Annotated in this window: 15 protein-coding genes; 3 read left to right on the plus strand and 12 right to left on the minus strand. The window is 74.4% G+C overall.

The genetic code is table 11. The annotated features are described in order from the left end of the window. Positions 1-2: 2 nt before the first annotated feature. The 3 genes from ASD10_RS01000 to ASD10_RS01010 form a co-directional block, all read right to left on the minus strand. Positions 3-1,469, minus strand: a complete 1,467-nt coding sequence (locus tag ASD10_RS01000) for a methyltransferase (protein ID WP_056603355.1) — start codon at positions 1,467-1,469, stop codon at positions 3-5. 31 nt (positions 1,470-1,500) lie between these two features. Further along, complete coding sequence (locus tag ASD10_RS01005) at positions 1,501-3,906, minus strand: sodium-translocating pyrophosphatase (protein ID WP_056603358.1); 2,406 nt, start codon at positions 3,904-3,906, stop codon at positions 1,501-1,503. A gap of 99 nt (positions 3,907-4,005) precedes the next feature. After that, positions 4,006-4,347, minus strand: coding sequence for an STAS domain-containing protein (locus ASD10_RS01010; protein WP_056603361.1), 342 nt, complete (start codon positions 4,345-4,347; stop codon positions 4,006-4,008). Positions 4,348-4,491: 144 nt separating this feature from the next. On the opposite strand from ASD10_RS01010, the gene ASD10_RS01015 reads away from it, so the two are divergent. Both ASD10_RS01015 and ASD10_RS18550 read left to right on the plus strand, forming a co-directional pair. Next, positions 4,492-6,804 (plus strand): DEAD/DEAH box helicase, encoded by a 2,313-nt coding sequence (locus tag ASD10_RS01015; RefSeq protein WP_056603364.1) that lies wholly within the window; start codon positions 4,492-4,494, stop codon positions 6,802-6,804. 59 nt (positions 6,805-6,863) lie between these two features. Further along, positions 6,864-7,049 (plus strand): hypothetical protein, encoded by a 186-nt coding sequence (locus ASD10_RS18550; protein WP_157432394.1) that lies wholly within the window; start codon positions 6,864-6,866, stop codon positions 7,047-7,049. Here the strand turns inward: ASD10_RS18550 and ASD10_RS18975 are convergent. The 7 genes from ASD10_RS18975 to ssd all read right to left on the minus strand — a co-directional run bounded on the left by ASD10_RS18975 (position 7,046) and on the right by ssd (position 11,830). Beyond that, the gene (locus ASD10_RS18975) at positions 7,046-7,408 is read right to left on the minus strand and encodes an Rv3654c family TadE-like protein (protein WP_056603366.1); all 363 of its coding nucleotides are present in this window, start codon (positions 7,406-7,408) and stop codon (positions 7,046-7,048) included. The genes ASD10_RS18550 and ASD10_RS18975 overlap by 4 nt on opposite strands. Then, positions 7,405-7,758: a TadE family type IV pilus minor pilin gene (locus ASD10_RS18980; protein ID WP_056603369.1), complete on the minus strand. Its 354-nt coding sequence runs from the start codon at positions 7,756-7,758 to the stop codon at positions 7,405-7,407. Before ASD10_RS18980 ends, ASD10_RS18975 begins: the two co-directional genes overlap by 4 nt. 62 nt (positions 7,759-7,820) lie before the next feature. Beyond that, positions 7,821-7,994, minus strand: a complete 174-nt coding sequence (locus tag ASD10_RS18185; RefSeq protein WP_082555942.1) for a DUF4244 domain-containing protein — start codon at positions 7,992-7,994, stop codon at positions 7,821-7,823. A 116-nt stretch (positions 7,995-8,110) separates the two neighbouring features. Further along, positions 8,111-8,815, minus strand: a complete 705-nt coding sequence (locus ASD10_RS01030; protein WP_056603371.1) for a type II secretion system F family protein — start codon at positions 8,813-8,815, stop codon at positions 8,111-8,113. After that, entirely contained in the window at positions 8,812-9,618 is an 807-nt protein-coding gene (locus ASD10_RS01035) for a type II secretion system F family protein (protein WP_056603374.1), read from the minus strand. The genes ASD10_RS01030 and ASD10_RS01035 overlap by 4 nt, the downstream gene beginning before the upstream one ends. After that, positions 9,615-10,775, minus strand: coding sequence for a TadA family conjugal transfer-associated ATPase (locus ASD10_RS01040; RefSeq protein ID WP_056603377.1), 1,161 nt, complete (start codon positions 10,773-10,775; stop codon positions 9,615-9,617). Before ASD10_RS01040 ends, ASD10_RS01035 begins: the two co-directional genes overlap by 4 nt. Then, the gene (gene ssd / locus ASD10_RS18555) at positions 10,772-11,830 is read right to left on the minus strand and encodes a septum site-determining protein Ssd (protein ID WP_056603380.1); all 1,059 of its coding nucleotides are present in this window, start codon (positions 11,828-11,830) and stop codon (positions 10,772-10,774) included. The genes ASD10_RS01040 and ssd overlap by 4 nt, the downstream gene beginning before the upstream one ends. A 169-nt stretch (positions 11,831-11,999) precedes the next feature. On the opposite strand from ssd, the gene ASD10_RS01050 reads away from it, so the two are divergent. Beyond that, positions 12,000-12,800 (plus strand): HAD family phosphatase, encoded by an 801-nt coding sequence (locus ASD10_RS01050; RefSeq protein WP_235501727.1) that lies wholly within the window; start codon positions 12,000-12,002, stop codon positions 12,798-12,800. A gap of 18 nt (positions 12,801-12,818) precedes the next feature. Here ASD10_RS01050 and ASD10_RS01055 read toward each other — a convergent pair whose 3' ends face one another. Next, a complete protein-coding gene (locus ASD10_RS01055; protein WP_056603382.1) occupies positions 12,819-13,682 on the minus strand; it encodes an SGNH/GDSL hydrolase family protein in 864 nt (287 codons plus the stop codon). Between the two features lie 331 nt (positions 13,683-14,013). Next, positions 14,014-14,730, minus strand: coding sequence for a hypothetical protein (locus ASD10_RS01060; protein WP_056603385.1), 717 nt, complete (start codon positions 14,728-14,730; stop codon positions 14,014-14,016). Positions 14,731-14,757: the final 27 nt, after the last annotated feature.

Here is a 14,757-nt window from a genome sequence, read left to right on the forward strand (position 1 = left end):
CGTCACACCAGGAAGCCGTCGTCGACCAGCTCGCGCACCGACGGCGCGTACCGCTGCCGCAGCTCGACGGGATCGCGACCCAGCAGCGACCCGAGGGCGTCGAGGATCTGCCCGGCCGTCAGATCGCCGTCGCTCGCGCCGACCAGGCCGGCCTCGACGGTGTCGACCTGCCGGGTGCGGCGCACGCCGTGCTGCAGGCGCACGACGATGCTCTCGGGATCGTCGGCGCCCGCAGCCCCACGGGTCTCCTCGACGAGGTCGATCGCCTGCCGGAAGCGACGGTCGAGCAGCTGGGCGTCGTCCGCGCCGCGCAGCGCGTCGACGCGCCGCCCCCACGCCGCCACCCCGGGCCCGACGGGCTGCGCGATCTCGCCCGCCCACTCCTCGAGGCGGTGCACCGGGGTCGCGGACGTCTTGCGCAGGCTCAGCCAACCGAAGCCGATCGCCTCGATGCGCTCGCTCGCGAACCAGTCGAGCCACGCGTCGTAGCGCTGCGTGTAGTCGGGCGCCGTCGCCAGGCCGGCGTCGGCCAGCCACATCTCGACGTACGCGGCGGGGTCGACGAGCTCGCGCTGGAGGATCCACGCGTCGAGCGGGCGTCCGTCGAGCCAGCGGCCCAGGTCGTCGTGCCAGTCGAGGTCGTCGTGGTGCGCCCAGTTGGCCAGGATCTGGCACCAGCCGCCGTCGTTCAGGTGCGTCTCGGCGTTCTCGACGAGGTGCCGCACGACGCTGTCGCCGGGCATGCCGGAGTCGCGGTAGACCAGCACCTGGCTGCCCGGGGGCGAGATGACGAACGGCGGGTTGGTCGCAATCAGGTCGAACATCTCGCCCGCGACCGGCTCGAACAGGCTGCCGTCGCGGACGTCGACGTCAAGCTCGTTGAGCTCGGCGGTGAGCCGCGCCATCGCGAGGGCTCGCGGGTTGACGTCGGTCGCGACGACGTCCTGCGCGTGCTGCGCCAGGTGCAGGGCCTGGACGCCGCAGCCCGTGCCGAGGTCGAGCGCGCGCCCGATCGGCTCGCGGATCGTCAGCTGAGCCAGCGACGACGAGGCCTCGCTGATCCCCAGGACGTACGACGGGTCCATCGGCGCCTGACGGCCATCGAGGCCGGACGTCGGATCGCACACGATCCACCAGTCGTGCTCCTCGTCGCCGTACGGGCGGACGTCGACGAGCGCCCGTACCTCGCCGCCCGACGCGACGAGCATGCGGGCCGCCACGAGCGGCTCGACGAGCCCGGGCAGGGCGGCGTCGGCGCGGTCGCGGTCGACCGGCACCTGGAGGGCGAACAGGCGCACGAGGGTCGCCAGGTCTCCTCCCCCGCGCGTCGCCCGCTGCGCCGGGACGGTCTGGTTGCGACCGAGCGCGCGGTGGGCGTCGTCACCCAGCAGGGCGTAGACGCCGTCGACGGTGAAGCCGGCGCCGCGGAGGGCGGACCGGAGGGCAGGAACGTGCGCAGACCCGAGCATGCCCCCAGCCTGTCACCCCGCGGCTCCGCGGCTAGGCGGCGGGTTCCGGCTCGACGGCGTCGGTCTCGAGGGTGATGGGGCGACGCTTCGAGACGTAGACCGCGACCGCGATGACCAGGGCCGCGACACCCGCGATCGTGTAGCGGATCGGCTCGCTCGCGTCGTCGCCGTAGGTGAACTTGATGATCAGCGGGACGATCAGCAGCGACACCAGGTTCATGACCTTCAGCAGCGGGTTGATCGCGGGCCCGGCGGTGTCCTTGAACGGGTCGCCGACGGTGTCGCCGATGATCGTCGCCTCGTGCGCCGGCGATCCCTTGCCGCCGTGGTTGCCGTCCTCGACGAGCTTCTTGGCGTTGTCCCACGCGCCGCCGGCGTTGGCGAGGAAGACCGCCATCAGCAGGCCCGTGCCGATGGCGCCGGCCAGGTAGGCGCCGAGCGGTCCGACACCCAGCCCGAAGCCGACCGCGATCGGGGCGAAGATCGCGAGGATGCCCGGCGTCGCGAGCTCGCGCAGCGAGTCGCGGGTGCAGATGTCGACGACCTTGCCGTACTCGGGACGACCCGTGCCCTCCATGATGCCGGGGATCTCGCGGAACTGGCGGCGCACCTCGTAGACGACGGCGCCGGCCGCGCGGCCCACCGCGTTGATCGCCAGCCCGGAGAACAGGAACACGACCGCCGAGCCGATGATGAGGCCGACCAGCAGGCTCGGGTCGCCGACGTTGAGGATGCCCTGCAGCACCGTGTAGTCGCTCTGGTCGAGACCGTTCGCGAAGGCCTCGAGGGCCCCTTGATCGGTGACGTCGATGGCTCGCAGGATGTCGGAGAACGACTCCTTGATGCCGTCGGCGAACGAGCCGAACAGGGCCGTCGCGGCCAGGACGGCCGTCGCGATCGCGATGCCCTTCGTGATGGCCTTGGTGGTGTTGCCGACGGCGTCGAGCTCGGTGAGGATCTGCGCGCCCTCCTCGTCGACGTCGCCTGACATCTCGGCGATGCCCTGCGCGTTGTCGCTGACGGGCCCGAACGTGTCCATCGCGACGATGACGCCGACCGTCGTCAGCAGGCCGCAGCCCGCCAGCGCGACGGCGAACAGCGACACCACGATCGAGCCGCTGCCCAGCAGGAACGCGCCGAACACCGCGGCGCCGATGACCAGGGCCGTGTAGACCGCCGACTCGAAGCCGACCGACAGCCCCGACAGGATGACGGTCGCGGCACCGGTCAGCGACGTCTTGCCGACGTCCTTGACCGGACGCGTCTCGGTGCCGGTGAAGTAGCCCGTCAGCGCCAGGATGACCGCCGCCAGCACGATGCCGATCAGCACCGCGACGATCGCGATGATGCGCGGGTCGCCGTCGAGCGTCGAGGGGTCGGCGGTCTGGAAGAACTGCGTGACGAGCTGGTTCTCCTCCTGGCCCGCGGCGAAGTCGAGGCCGCTGAACGACGACGGCAGGTAGAACCATGCGGCCGCCGACGACAGGACGGCCGAGATCAGGGCCGTCGCGTAGAACGAGCGGTTGATCGTCGTGAGGCCGCCCTCGCCGGCGCGCGGACGGGTCAGGTAGACGCCGGCGATCGCGGTCAGCGCGCCGATCGCAGGCACGACGAGCGGGAAGACGAGCCCCTGCTCGCCGAACGCCACCGAGCCGAGGATCAGGGCCGCGACGAGCGTCACGGCGTACGACTCGAAGAGGTCGGCGGCCATGCCGGCGCAGTCGCCGACGTTGTCGCCCACGTTGTCGGCGATCGTCGCGGCGTTGCGCGGGTCGTCCTCGGGGATGTTCTGCTCGACCTTGCCGACGAGATCGGCGCCGACGTCGGCCGCCTTGGTGAAGATGCCGCCGCCGACGCGCATGAACATCGCCAGCAGGGCGGCGCCGAAGCCGAAGCCCTCGAGCACCGACGGGGCCTGCCCCTGGTAGATCAGGACGACGGCCGCCGCGCCGAGCAGGCCCAGGCCGACCGTCAGCATGCCGACGTGGCCGCCCGTGCGGAACGCGATGCGCATCGCGGGCTCCCGCCCCTCGGTCTGCGCCGCGGCCGCGACCCGGACGTTGGCGCGCGTCGCGAGCCACATGCCGAGGTAGCCGATCGCGGCCGAGAAGCCCGCGCCCAGCAGGAAGAACAGGGAGCGCCCGATGCGGACGCCGGTGTCGCCCGGCAGCAGGAACAGCAGGCCGAACGCCAGGATCGCGAACACCGCGAGCGTCCGGAACATGCGAGCGAGGTAGGCCGACGCCCCCTCCTGCACGGCCAGCCCGATCTCCTGCATGCGCTCGGTGCCCTCGGACGTCCTCAGGACGTCGGCCCGGAAGACCGCCGCCATGACGAGCGCGAGGAGGCCCACGCCCGCGACGACGCCCACGATGACCGTGTTGTCGCTCGACAGGTCGATGTCTCCGGCAGCGGCAACGAGCGTCACGTTCGCCATGTGTTCCTCCAGGGGTCAGAGCCTTGACGTCCCGCGTCCCGGAGACCGAGGCGCGTGACGCACGTTACATGCCCCGCCTGACGGTGTGTGTGACCTACGTCACGCGTTGGCGCCGCGCGCCTCGTCGACCGTCGCGTGCAGTCCGAAGACCTTGTCGAGACCCGTGATCTCGAAGATCTTGAGGATGCGCTCCTGCGTGCAGACGATGTCGAGCGAGCCGCCGTCGCCGCGGACGCGCTTGAGCGCCCCCACCAGCACGCCGAGCCCCGTGGAGTCGAGGAAGTCGACCTTGCGGACGTCGATGACCAGGCGCGTGTGGCCGGCGTCGACCGCCGTGACGATCGCCTCGCGCAGGCGGGGAGCCGTGTAGACGTCGATCTCGCCACCGACCTCGATGATCTCGAAGTCACCCTCCGTGCGGGCGGTCAGTGCCAGCTCCATCGCCGTTCTCCCCTGCTTCCGTTCCGTCAGGCCGAGCGGCCCGGACCCCGGTTGGTCACTGAATTCAATCATGATCCCCGCGTCCGTGTTCCCTGGAGACCGTGGCACGGCCGCGCCCGAGGGACGTTCTGGGAGACTCGACCGGTGGACCCCGCCGATCTCGTGCTGCGCTACGGCGACCGCGTGACGCACGTCGAGCAGGTGCCGGCGCGCGAGGCCGTGGTCGAGCCGTGGCCCGCCTGGGTCGACCCCGGGGTGCGCGCGATGTACGAGGCCGAGGGCATCACGGCCCTGTGGGGGCACCAGGCCGAGGCGCTGCACCACGTCCACGCGGGACGTCACACCGTCGTCTCGACGGGCACCGCGTCGGGCAAGTCGCTGGTGTTCCAGGCGCCGGCGCTGACCGACCTGGCCGCGGGACGCACCGGCAGCGCGCTGCGCGGCAACCGCATGCCGACCGTGCTCTACCTGGCACCCACCAAAGCGCTCGCCGCCGACCAGCTGCGCCGGCTGCGGGGCGCCTCGGCATTCGCGCGTCCGGCGACGGTCGACGGGGACAACTCGCGCGAGGAGCGCGCCTGGGCCCGCGACCACGCCAACTACCTGCTGACCAACCCCGACACCCTGCACCACTCGATCCTGCCCGCCCACGCCCGGTGGGCCCGGGTGCTGGGTGGGCTGACGCACGTCGTGGTCGACGAGTGCCACCACTACCGGGGCGTGTTCGGCGCGCACGTCGCGCACGTGCTGCGGCGGCTGCGGCGGGTATGCGCACACTACGGCGCCGACCCCACGTTCGTCCTGTCGTCCGCGACGGTCGCCGACCCCGAGGTGTTCGCGGGCCGGCTCACGGGGCTGGACGTCGTGCCCGTCACCGACGACGCCTCGCCGCACGCGGCCCGCACGATCGCCCTCTGGGAGCCTCCCATCATCCCGGGCGTCGACCCGGCGACCCCGGGAGTCGTGCGCCGGTCGGCGACGTCCGAGGCCGGCGAGCTGCTGACCGACCTCGTGATCGGCGGCGTGCGCACCCTGGCGTTCGTGCGGTCGCGCCGCGGCGCCGAGGCCGTCGCGGCGACGGCCCAGCGACGTCTCGGCGAGGTCGACCCCGAGCTGGTCGGGCGGGTCGCGACGTACCGGGGTGGCTACCTGCCCGAGGAGCGACGCGAGCTCGAGCAGCGGCTGCGCAGCGGCGACCTGCTGGGCCTGGCGAGCACCAACGCGCTCGAGCTGGGCATCGACGTCGCGGGCCTCGACGCCGTCATCACGGTGGGCTTCCCGGGCACGCGGGCGGCCCTGCAGCAGCAGTTCGGACGCGCCGGGCGGTCGGGACGCGACTCGCTCGGCATCCTCGTGGCGCGCGACGAGCCGATCGACACGTACCTCGTGCACCACCCCGAGGCCCTGCTGGGCAGGGCCGTCGAGGCGTCGGTGTTCGACCCCGACAACCCGTACGTCCTGGGGCCCCACCTCGCCGCGGCGGCGCAGGAGATCCCGCTGACCGAGACCGACTTCGAGATGTTCGGCCCCCGTGCGGCCGAGGGCGTCGCGGCTCTCGAGGCCGCGGGCTGGCTGCGCAGGCGGGCCGCGGGCTGGTTCTGGACCAAGCGCGAGCGCGCCAGCGACCTCGCCGACATCCGCTCGAGCGGCGGGGCGCCGGTGCAGATCGTGGACGGCGTGACGGGACGCCTGATCGGCACGGTCGACGCGGGCTCGGCCGACTCGACCGTGCACGAGGGCGCCGTGTACGTCCACCAGGGGGACGTGCACGTCGTCGACGAGTACGACCTCGCCCACGGCGTCGCGATGGTGCACCGCGACGCCCCCGAGTACACGACATCCGCGCGGTCGGTCACCGAGATCGCGGTGCTCGAGACCGAGCGGACCGAGCAGTGGGGGGCCGCGGCGATGTCGTTCGGCTCCGTCGAGGTCGTCAACCAGGTCGTTTCGTACCTGAAGCGCAGCACGAGCGGCAGCGGCGTCCTGGGCGAGGAGGTGCTCGAGCTGCCGGCCCGCGCCCTGCAGACCAAGGCGGTCTGGTGGACGCTCGACGCCGAGACCGTCGCCGCGACGATGGAGCACGACGACGTGCCGGGCTCGGCCCACGCCGCCGAGCACGCCGCGATCGGCCTGCTGCCCCTGCTCGCGACGTGCGACCGCTGGGACATCGGCGGCGTCTCGACGGCCCTGCACCCCGACACCGGCACCCTGACGGTGTTCGTCTACGACGGCTACCCGGGCGGCGCGGGCTTCGCCGAGCGCGGCTACGAGGTCGCGGCCACGTGGCTGCGCGTGACGCGCGACGCGATCGCGGCGTGCGCGTGCCGCGACGGCTGCCCGTCGTGCGTGTACTCCCCCAAGTGCGGCAACGGCAACGAGCCGCTCGACAAGGCGGGAGCGATCCGGCTGCTCGACGCCTTCCTGGCCGACGCCCCGGCCGCCGCCCCCACGACGTGAGCGGGCACGCTTCTCGCGAACCCGCCCGCGCGGGACAGCCGGCGTGCGACACTCCGGGCATGACCGTCATGGCGCACCTGAAGTCGCTGACCTTCATGGTCACGGCCATCGTCGTCGGCGGCGTGACGGCCTTCTCCGTCCTGCACGCCGATCGCTGGGTGGGGGGCGTTCTCGCCCTCGCGGTCTACGGGGCCCTGCTGGCGGCCGACCGCCTGTGGACGAGGCGCAGTCAGGCGCCGACCTAGTCGAGGTACGACTGCGGCGCGGCCCGGGCCCTCTGCTCGGAGGCCCACCGGCCGCCCCACCACGGCGGGCTGACGGCCCGCGCCGTGACGGTCGCGACGTCGAAGTCCATGCGGCACGAGACCAGGCGGGCCCCGTTGCGGCGTGCCGCGTCCCTCGCGGCACGGCACCCGTCGTCACCCGCGACGCTGGCCCGGGACGCCGCGAGGGCGGCGAGATCGGCGGCCGCCGCGACCCGGTGCCGCATGCGCACCAGGCTCGTGGCCTGGACCAGCACGAGGGTCATGACGACCAGCAGGACCGAGACCGTGACGGCGTGCACCGTCACGGCGCCCCGCTGCCGCTCGCACGCCGCGCTCACGGCTCCTCCGCGGCCGCGACCGACGTCGACTCCAGGGCCCGCGAGCCGATGCCGGAGAAGAACGGGATCGGCAGCCGCGACCGGGTGCCGACCGTGACCGTCACGGTGCCGCGACCCGTGCGCACGCGCACCGTCGCCCGTCCGGGCGCGTGCCGCCGCGCCATGGCGGTCGCCGCCTCGGTGGAGTCGCCGCGCGCCACCATGCGGGCGGCCTCGCGCGAGGCGTCGGCCAGCCGCACCTGCGTCAGGCCGAGCGAGACGACCCACAGCAGCAGGAAGGCGAATGCCACCCCCAGCGGCGCGATCGTCATCAGCTCGGCGGTGACCATGCCGCGCTCGCGACGGGCCATGGTGCCTCCTCAAGTCGGGTCGGGTCTGGCCGGGGCGACGCCGTGGCGCCGCCCCGGACGGGTCAGAACGGCAGGATGCTCGGGATCTTGTCGAGCAGCTCGCGGACCAGGTCGCCGAACCACTCGGACTGACCGATCTTGACCAGCACGCCGCCGATCGTGCAGGCGCCGACCGTGCCGACGGCGTACTCGGAGGTCGACATGCCGCGCTCGTCGCGGGTGAACAGCTTCTTCATGGAACGTCCCTTCGTGGGTGGATGTGTCACCGAGAAGATGGGCGCGCACCGACCGCTGCTGCGATGTCGTCGACCGGCCTGGGGACACGCTCCGCGCCGCCGGCGGGCTGTGGACGTCACCACGAGAAGCTGCTGAACGTCGCGACGACCGTCGGCACGATGCCGACGAGGAAGAACGCCGGCAGGAAGCACAGCCCCAGCGGAGCGGCGGTGCGCACCCCCACCCGCTGACCGTGCTCGCGCAGGCGGGCCACGCGCTCACGGCGCAGCTCGTCGGCGACCCCGCGGACGACGTCGGCGACCGGCATGCCCGACGCCGTCGCGCGCCGGAAGGCCCGGCCGACCGCCGCCAGCCCGGGGTCGTCGGCCACTCCGAGCCACACGGTGTCGGGGTCGACCGCGACCGCGAGACGGCCCGCGACGAGCGCCAGGTCGTCGCCCACGGGGCCGTCGGTCGCATCGGCGGCCAGCGCGAAGGCCGTCTCGGGCGGGCGGCCCACGACGAGCGCCGCGACCACCAGGTCGAGCGCTCCCGGCAGGTCGGCCGCGACGCGGGCCGAGCGGCGACGGGACGCGGACGACTCGAGTCGCCCCACGCCGCGGTGCACGACGGGCGCCACGAGGCCGCCCACGACCAGACCGACCACGGGCCCCAGCAGGACCATCCCGGCGACGGGCGCGAGCAGGGCGGCGACCAGGGCCGGGTCGGCCCGGCGACCACCGGGGGCCGAGCCCGGCAGCAGCACCCGACGGGCCCTCGTGCGGGGCGAGCCGGGCACGACGCACCAGGCCGCCGCGGCAGCGAGCAGTGCCGCGATCATCGCCGGCCCACCTCGGCACTCGCGGCCGAGGCGATCTGCTCGATCCACGCGATCCCCGCACAGGCGAGCGCGCACCCCGCGGCCAGGCACGCCGCCCCGATCCACGTGCCCGTCAGCACCCCGACGGGATCGCCACCCATGCCCGAGCCGAGCAGCAGGCCCAGGACGGGCAGCACCGCCATCAGGCGGCCCGTGGCGCGGGCCGGCCCGACGCCGGACTCGATCTCGCGGGCGTTCTCGCGATCGTCGCGGGCCGACCGTCCCAGCCGCTCGACGACCGCCGCCAGACCCGCACCCGAACGCTCCGAGACCGACCACGCCGCGGCGACGTCGCGCAGTAGACCGCGGCCGTCGACCCGTGAGGCCTCGCGCAACGCCGCCGGCACGTCGCCACCGAGCCCGGCCGCGCGGGCCGCCGGCCCGAGGACCGTGAACTCGACGGCCAGCCCCTCGAGCATGCGCTGCGGCAGCACGCCGGCACGGAGCTCGGCCGCCATGAGCGCCACGATCTCGACGGCCTCGGCGCGCCGGTGCACCGTGCGGACCCGAGCACGCGCCCGGCGCACCTGCGCGACCGCGAACCAGCCCACGCCGGCCGCCGTCGTCGCGACCACGAGCCCCGGCCCGGACGGTCGAGGCAGCCACGGCGCCGCCACGGCGCCGACCACCACCGCGCCCGCCACCACTCCGCCGGGCGCGGGTGCCGGTGGCGAGCCGTCGAGGCGCCACCTCACCCACGACCGTCCGTCGGGCCAGCGCAGCCGCACCGCGATGCCGACCAGCACGGCCGCCGCGACGGTCATCGCACGACCTCGGTCAGTCGCCCCCAGCCCGGCCCGCGCTCGGACGCCCCGTGGTCGTACGTGACCGCCGGGACGCACGCCACGATGCCGTCGGTGCCGCGCTCGACGACCGCGACCTGCTCGACCGCGCGGTGCCCGCCGCGCGCCGGACGCCCCACGTGCACGACGACCCGGATGCCCGCCGCGAGCTGGCTGTGGACGGCCGCGCGCGGCAGCCCGGCGGCCACCCCGAGCGCCTCGAACCGCGCCGGGACGTCGGCGGTGGAGTTGGCGTGCACGGTTCCGCACCCACCCTCGTGCCCCGTGTTGAGCGCCGCGAGCAGGTCGACGACCTCGGCCCCGCGCACCTCGCCCACGACCAACCGGTCGGGCCGCATGCGCAACGCCTGCCGCACCAGGTCGCGCACCGTCACCTGGCCGGCCCCCTCGACGTTGGCGGGCCGGGCCTCGAGCCCCACGACGTGCGGATGGTCGGGCCGCAGCTCGGTGGCGTCCTCGACCACGACGATGCGCTCGTCGGGGGCGACCGACGACAGCAGGGCCGACAGCAGCGTGGTCTTGCCCGACCCCGTGCCCCCGCTGACGACGAAGGCGACCCGCGACGCCACCAGCGAGCACAGCACGTCGTGGCCCTCGGACGTGAGCGACCCGACGTCGCGCAGCTGCGCCAGCGAGAAGGACCGGCGCGGCGGGACGCGCAACGAGATGACCGTGCCGGGGCGGGCGATCGGCGACAGCACCGCGCGCAGCCGCGTGCCGTCGCGCAGACGCGCGTCGACCCACGGGCTCGCGTCGTCGAGTCGGCGGCCCGCCTGGGCTGCCAGCCGCTGGGCCAGGCGCCGCACGGCCTCGTCGTCGGCGAAGGAGACGGGCACGCGCTCGAGCCCGCGTCCCCGGTCGACGACGACGAGGCCGGGGCCGTTGACGAGCACGTCGGTCACGTCGGGCATCGCCAGCAGGGGATCGAGGAGCCCGGCACCGCGGGACTCGCTGCGCAGCTGGTCGACGACCCGCAGCACCGTGCTGCTGCCGGCCACCTGCTGCTCGGCCCGCAGGGCGTCGGCGACCGTCAGGGCCGTGGGCTCGGAGGCCTCGGCGCTCAGGCGTCGGCGCACCCGCTCGACGACCGACGTCTCGCGCTGCGACGGGGCGCTCACCGCTGCTCGACCCCCACGGCGTCGAGCACCGCGCCCGCGACCCGCCGCAGCGACCGCGACCGTCCGGGCCCCCTCCCCTGGTCGACCGCCGACCGCACCCCGTGGTCGGGCCGCACGCGCGCGAGCGACCGCACCCCCAGCGCCTCCTCGACGGCACCCCGACCGATCCCGGAGCGGCGGGCGACGGTCACGAGGCCGACCGAGGGAGCGCGGGTCGAGACCTCGGCGAGCACGCGACGCGCGGCGGAGACGGCCGCGATCTCCTCGGGCACCACCACGAGCGTCAGGACCGACCGCCCCACGATCTCGGCGCCGGACACGTCGAGGTGGCGGGGGACGTCGACCGCCACGAGGTCGAAGCCACGCACCGCTGCCGACACCACCTCGCTCCAGGCGTCGGGAACCCGGCGGTCGGAGCCGCGGGTCCACGTCAGGTGCTGCACGCCGGCGTGCGACGGCAGGACGTCGACCAGCGAGGTGGCGTCGATCCGGCCCTGCGTCGTGTCGAAGTCGTCCCACCGCACCCCGCGGGAGCCCTCGGCGCCGAGCACGAGCTCGAGCCCGCCTCCCCACGGATCGGCGTCGACGACCAGCGGCCGGACCCCACGGCGCGCGGCCTCGACGCCCAGGGCCGCCGTCACGGTCGAGGCGCCGGCACCCCCCGATCCGCCCACGACGGCCACGACGCACGCCTCGCCCGAGCCGTCGAGCGCCCGCACCAGCAGCTCGACCACGGCGTCCTCGTCGTGCGGGGCGCACACGGCGGTCGCGCCGATCGCGACGGCGTCGGCCCACCGCCGCGACGGCTCGCGCGCGAGCACCACGACGTGCTCGCGCCGCGGCAGCGCCGCCCGGGCGACGTCGTCGACGAGGTCGTCGCCCAGGAGGACGGCCGAGGAGGTTCGCCACGCGCGCCGGACCGCCGCGAGGTCGGCGGCCCGCTCGGGAGTGGCCCCGACGGCGGCGCACCACCGGAGCGCGTCGTCGACGAGGCCGGCGTCGTCGGTGGCGATCAGCGGCGCCGACGCGGGGACGACGGGAGCGGCAGAGGTCATGGCACCGAGCCTCGTCGCCACGGACGCCCCGCGGAAGGACGCCGCCACGCCCTGTGGACCGCGCCGCGACCGCCCCGAGGGTGTGGATACGGCCCGCGAAACCGCGATTCGTGCCGCCCGGACGGCGAAGCCTGGCCCATCACTGTGCCGACCGCCCTATCCTGAGGGGGTGAGCCCTTCGCGGACTGCGGCATTCTTCGACCTGGACAAGACGATCATCGCCAAGTCGAGCACGCTCGCCTTCGGCAAGCCCTTCTACGACGGGGGCCTGCTCAACCGGCGGGCCGTGCTGCGCAGCGCCTATGCGAACTTCATGTTCTCGATCAGCGGCGCCGACCACGACCAGCTCGAGAAGATGCGCGCCTACCTGACCGAGATGGTCAAGGGCTGGGACGTCGAGGTCGTGCGGCAGGCGGTCGCCGAGACGCTGCACACGATCATCGACCCCATCGTCTTCGAGGAGGCCGTGACGCTGATCGAGCAGCACCAGGCCGCCGGGCGCGACGTCATCATCGTGTCGGCGTCGGGCATCGAGGTGGTCGAGCCGATCGGCGCGATGCTGGGCGTCGACCACGTCATCGCGACGACGCTGGTCGCCGAGGAGGGCCGCTACACCGGAGAGGTCGCCTTCTACGCGTACGGCCCGCACAAGGCCGCGGCGATGCGGCAGCTCGCGGACGAGCGCGGCTACGACCTGAGCCGGTCGTACGCCTACTCCGACTCCGAGACCGACATCCCGATGCTCGAGGCCGTCGGCCACCCCTTCGCGGTCAACCCCGACAAGGCCCTGCGCAAGCAGGCCGACGAGAACGACTGGCCCGTGCTGGTGTTCGCCCGGCCCGTCGCGCTGCGACGCCGCCTGGGTCTCGACACGCGGGCTGGCAAGGCCGCGGCGACCGCGGTCGTCGCGGGAGCCGTCAGCGCCGTCGCGGTGGCCGTCGTGTCGCACCGCCGCGGCCGCTCCGCCTGAGCCACGGCCTCCGGGCCGTCAGCCGAGACGCTGCTCGACCACCTCGGCCGCTGCCCGCATGCCGGCCGCGGTGGGGTGCAGGAAGGCGCCGTCGCCCGTCGCCGTGCTGTCGTCCAGCCCGTTGACCCAGGCCTGGTCGCCGGCGCAGGCGTCGTGGCCCTCCGATGCGGCCCAGAGGTCGACGAACGGCACGTCGGCCTGCTGCGCGGCCGCCGCGAGCGTCGCGTTGAGCGCCTGCTCGTGCCGGGTCACGAGCTGTGTCCGCGCGGCGCTCAGCCCCAGGTCCGGGCACGACGCGGCCCCCTCGTCGGGAGCGATGCGCAGGTAGCCCACGAGCCGGATCTGGGCCCTCGGCGCCCGCTCGCGCACCTCCTCGAGCACCGAGACGACGCTCGCGCGCGTCGTCTCGAGCACGCCCGGCATGTAGGACGTCGTGAACGTGCGGCACTGCGCGTCGTCGGCGCTCGTGGGCAGCAGGCAGTAGGTGTACAGACCGGCGGTCGCCGAGCCGTCGTTCGCGCCGATGCCGACCGTGACGAGCCGCGTGTCGCGCCCGATCGACGCGAGCTGCGGCTCGACGACCGTCCCGTCGGTCAGCGTGCGCCCGTCGCGCAGCATCGTGGTGTCCTCGCCACCGCAGCTGACGTCCGCCAGCCGGCGTGACGTCGCGGTCGCCACCAGGTGCGGGTAGTTCGACAGCGACCGCAGGCAGCCCGGCTGGTCGGGGTCGGTCGTCGCGATGCCCGGGCCCGAGACGAAGGAGTCGCCGATCGCGACGTAGCCCGGCCGGCCGGTCGGGCCCCCACCGTCGGACGATCCCGAGCACGCCGCCACGAGGACGACGGCGAGACCCGTCGCCGCGGCGGCCAGGAGACGACGCATGCGTGCATCGTAGACAACCGCGCCCGCACGTGTCGCTTGTGAAACGAAGCGCACAACGTTACGGACGGGTAGGCCTTCCGTGCACGCCCGTCGAGGCGTACACATGGAGGCACAACACCACAGCGGAACGACACCTCGGTACCCACGCGGCGATCACCCGTCTCTGGGACAGTCGCTCGCCGGACTCCGGACCTCTCAGGGATGACGGAGCCATGACGACTCAGATCCAGCACGCCTGGTAGCCGGCCTGTGTCGAACCGGACGGCGTCGGCCCACGCGGACCGGCGCCGTCGTGCTGTGCCCTGCCGTGCCGTGCACCCGCCGTCGCGTGTCAGCGGGCGAGCGGCGACGCCTCGGCGGCGCGGGTGAACGCCTGCGACGCGTACATCAGCCACTGGTGGACGCCGGTCGGCGTGCCGCCCGAGTAGGCCGACAGCGCGGACCGGTAGCCGGCCGGCTCGGCCGCGTGACCGGCCTCGGGCACCAGCACCGACGCCGGGTCGACGCCCTTGGCCAGCAGCACGAGCCGCTCGGCGGCCCGGCCGATGACGCCGTTGTGCGAGGCGAACGCCCCCGCCGCGGTGATCTCGGCGTTGACGAGCGCCGCGACGACCAGACCGGGGGCCTCGGTGGGCTGGCCGAGCATCCAGGCGAGCTCGGTCAGCCGAGCGACGCCGTCGGGGTTGACCGGACGCCCGAGGTCGGCGTCGTCGACCGAGCCGGCCGCCGCGAGCGCGTGGATGCGGGCCAGGGCCTGCACGGGCGACCGGTTCCAGGTCGGCAGCAGGCCCAGCAGCTCGGTCGACAGCCGCACCGCGCCGCGGGCCAGTGCGTCGCCCCCGCCGCTCGCGAGCGTCTCGGCGTCGAAGTCGCTGCCCTCGAGCGAGGCCGTCGCGGCGGCGCCGAGCAGCAGCGAGCGGGCCGTGTCCTCGGGCGTGCTGCGGCGCAGGCCCCGGTCGCGCAGGATCGAGTCGATGCCGTCGCGGGTACCCGCGTACGTCGACGGGATGCCCTCGAGCAGGGCGGCCGAGATGAAGGGATCGGACACGACCGAAGCGTACCGGCCCCCCGTGGC

The sequence above is a fragment of the Aeromicrobium sp. Root472D3 genome, from assembly GCF_001426485.1.
GTDB lineage: Bacteria > Actinomycetota > Actinomycetes > Propionibacteriales > Nocardioidaceae > Aeromicrobium.

Bases quoted from the DNA above. Each gene is read 5' to 3' on its own strand.
- ASD10_RS18550 (WP_157432394.1), top strand. From the start codon at position 6,864: ATGACCGTCATGGCGCACCTGAAGTCGCTGACCTTCATGGTCACGGCC.
- ASD10_RS01035 (WP_056603374.1), bottom strand. From the start codon at position 9,618: ATGACCGTCGCGGCGGCCGTGCTGGTCGGCATCGCGGTGCGGCTGCGC.
- ASD10_RS18185 (WP_082555942.1), bottom strand. From the start codon at position 7,994: ATGAAGAAGCTGTTCACCCGCGACGAGCGCGGCATGTCGACCTCCGAG.
- ASD10_RS01055 (WP_056603382.1), bottom strand. From the start codon at position 13,682: ATGCGTCGTCTCCTGGCCGCCGCGGCGACGGGTCTCGCCGTCGTCCTC.
- ssd (WP_056603380.1), bottom strand. From the start codon at position 11,830: ATGACCTCTGCCGCTCCCGTCGTCCCCGCGTCGGCGCCGCTGATCGCC.
- ASD10_RS01000 (WP_056603355.1), bottom strand. From the start codon at position 1,469: ATGCTCGGGTCTGCGCACGTTCCTGCCCTCCGGTCCGCCCTCCGCGGC.
- ASD10_RS01005 (WP_056603358.1), bottom strand. From the start codon at position 3,906: ATGGCGAACGTGACGCTCGTTGCCGCTGCCGGAGACATCGACCTGTCG.
- ASD10_RS01010 (WP_056603361.1), bottom strand. From the start codon at position 4,347: ATGGAGCTGGCACTGACCGCCCGCACGGAGGGTGACTTCGAGATCATC.
- ASD10_RS18980 (WP_056603369.1), bottom strand. From the start codon at position 7,758: ATGGCCCGTCGCGAGCGCGGCATGGTCACCGCCGAGCTGATGACGATC.
- ASD10_RS01030 (WP_056603371.1), bottom strand. From the start codon at position 8,815: ATGATCGCGGCACTGCTCGCTGCCGCGGCGGCCTGGTGCGTCGTGCCC.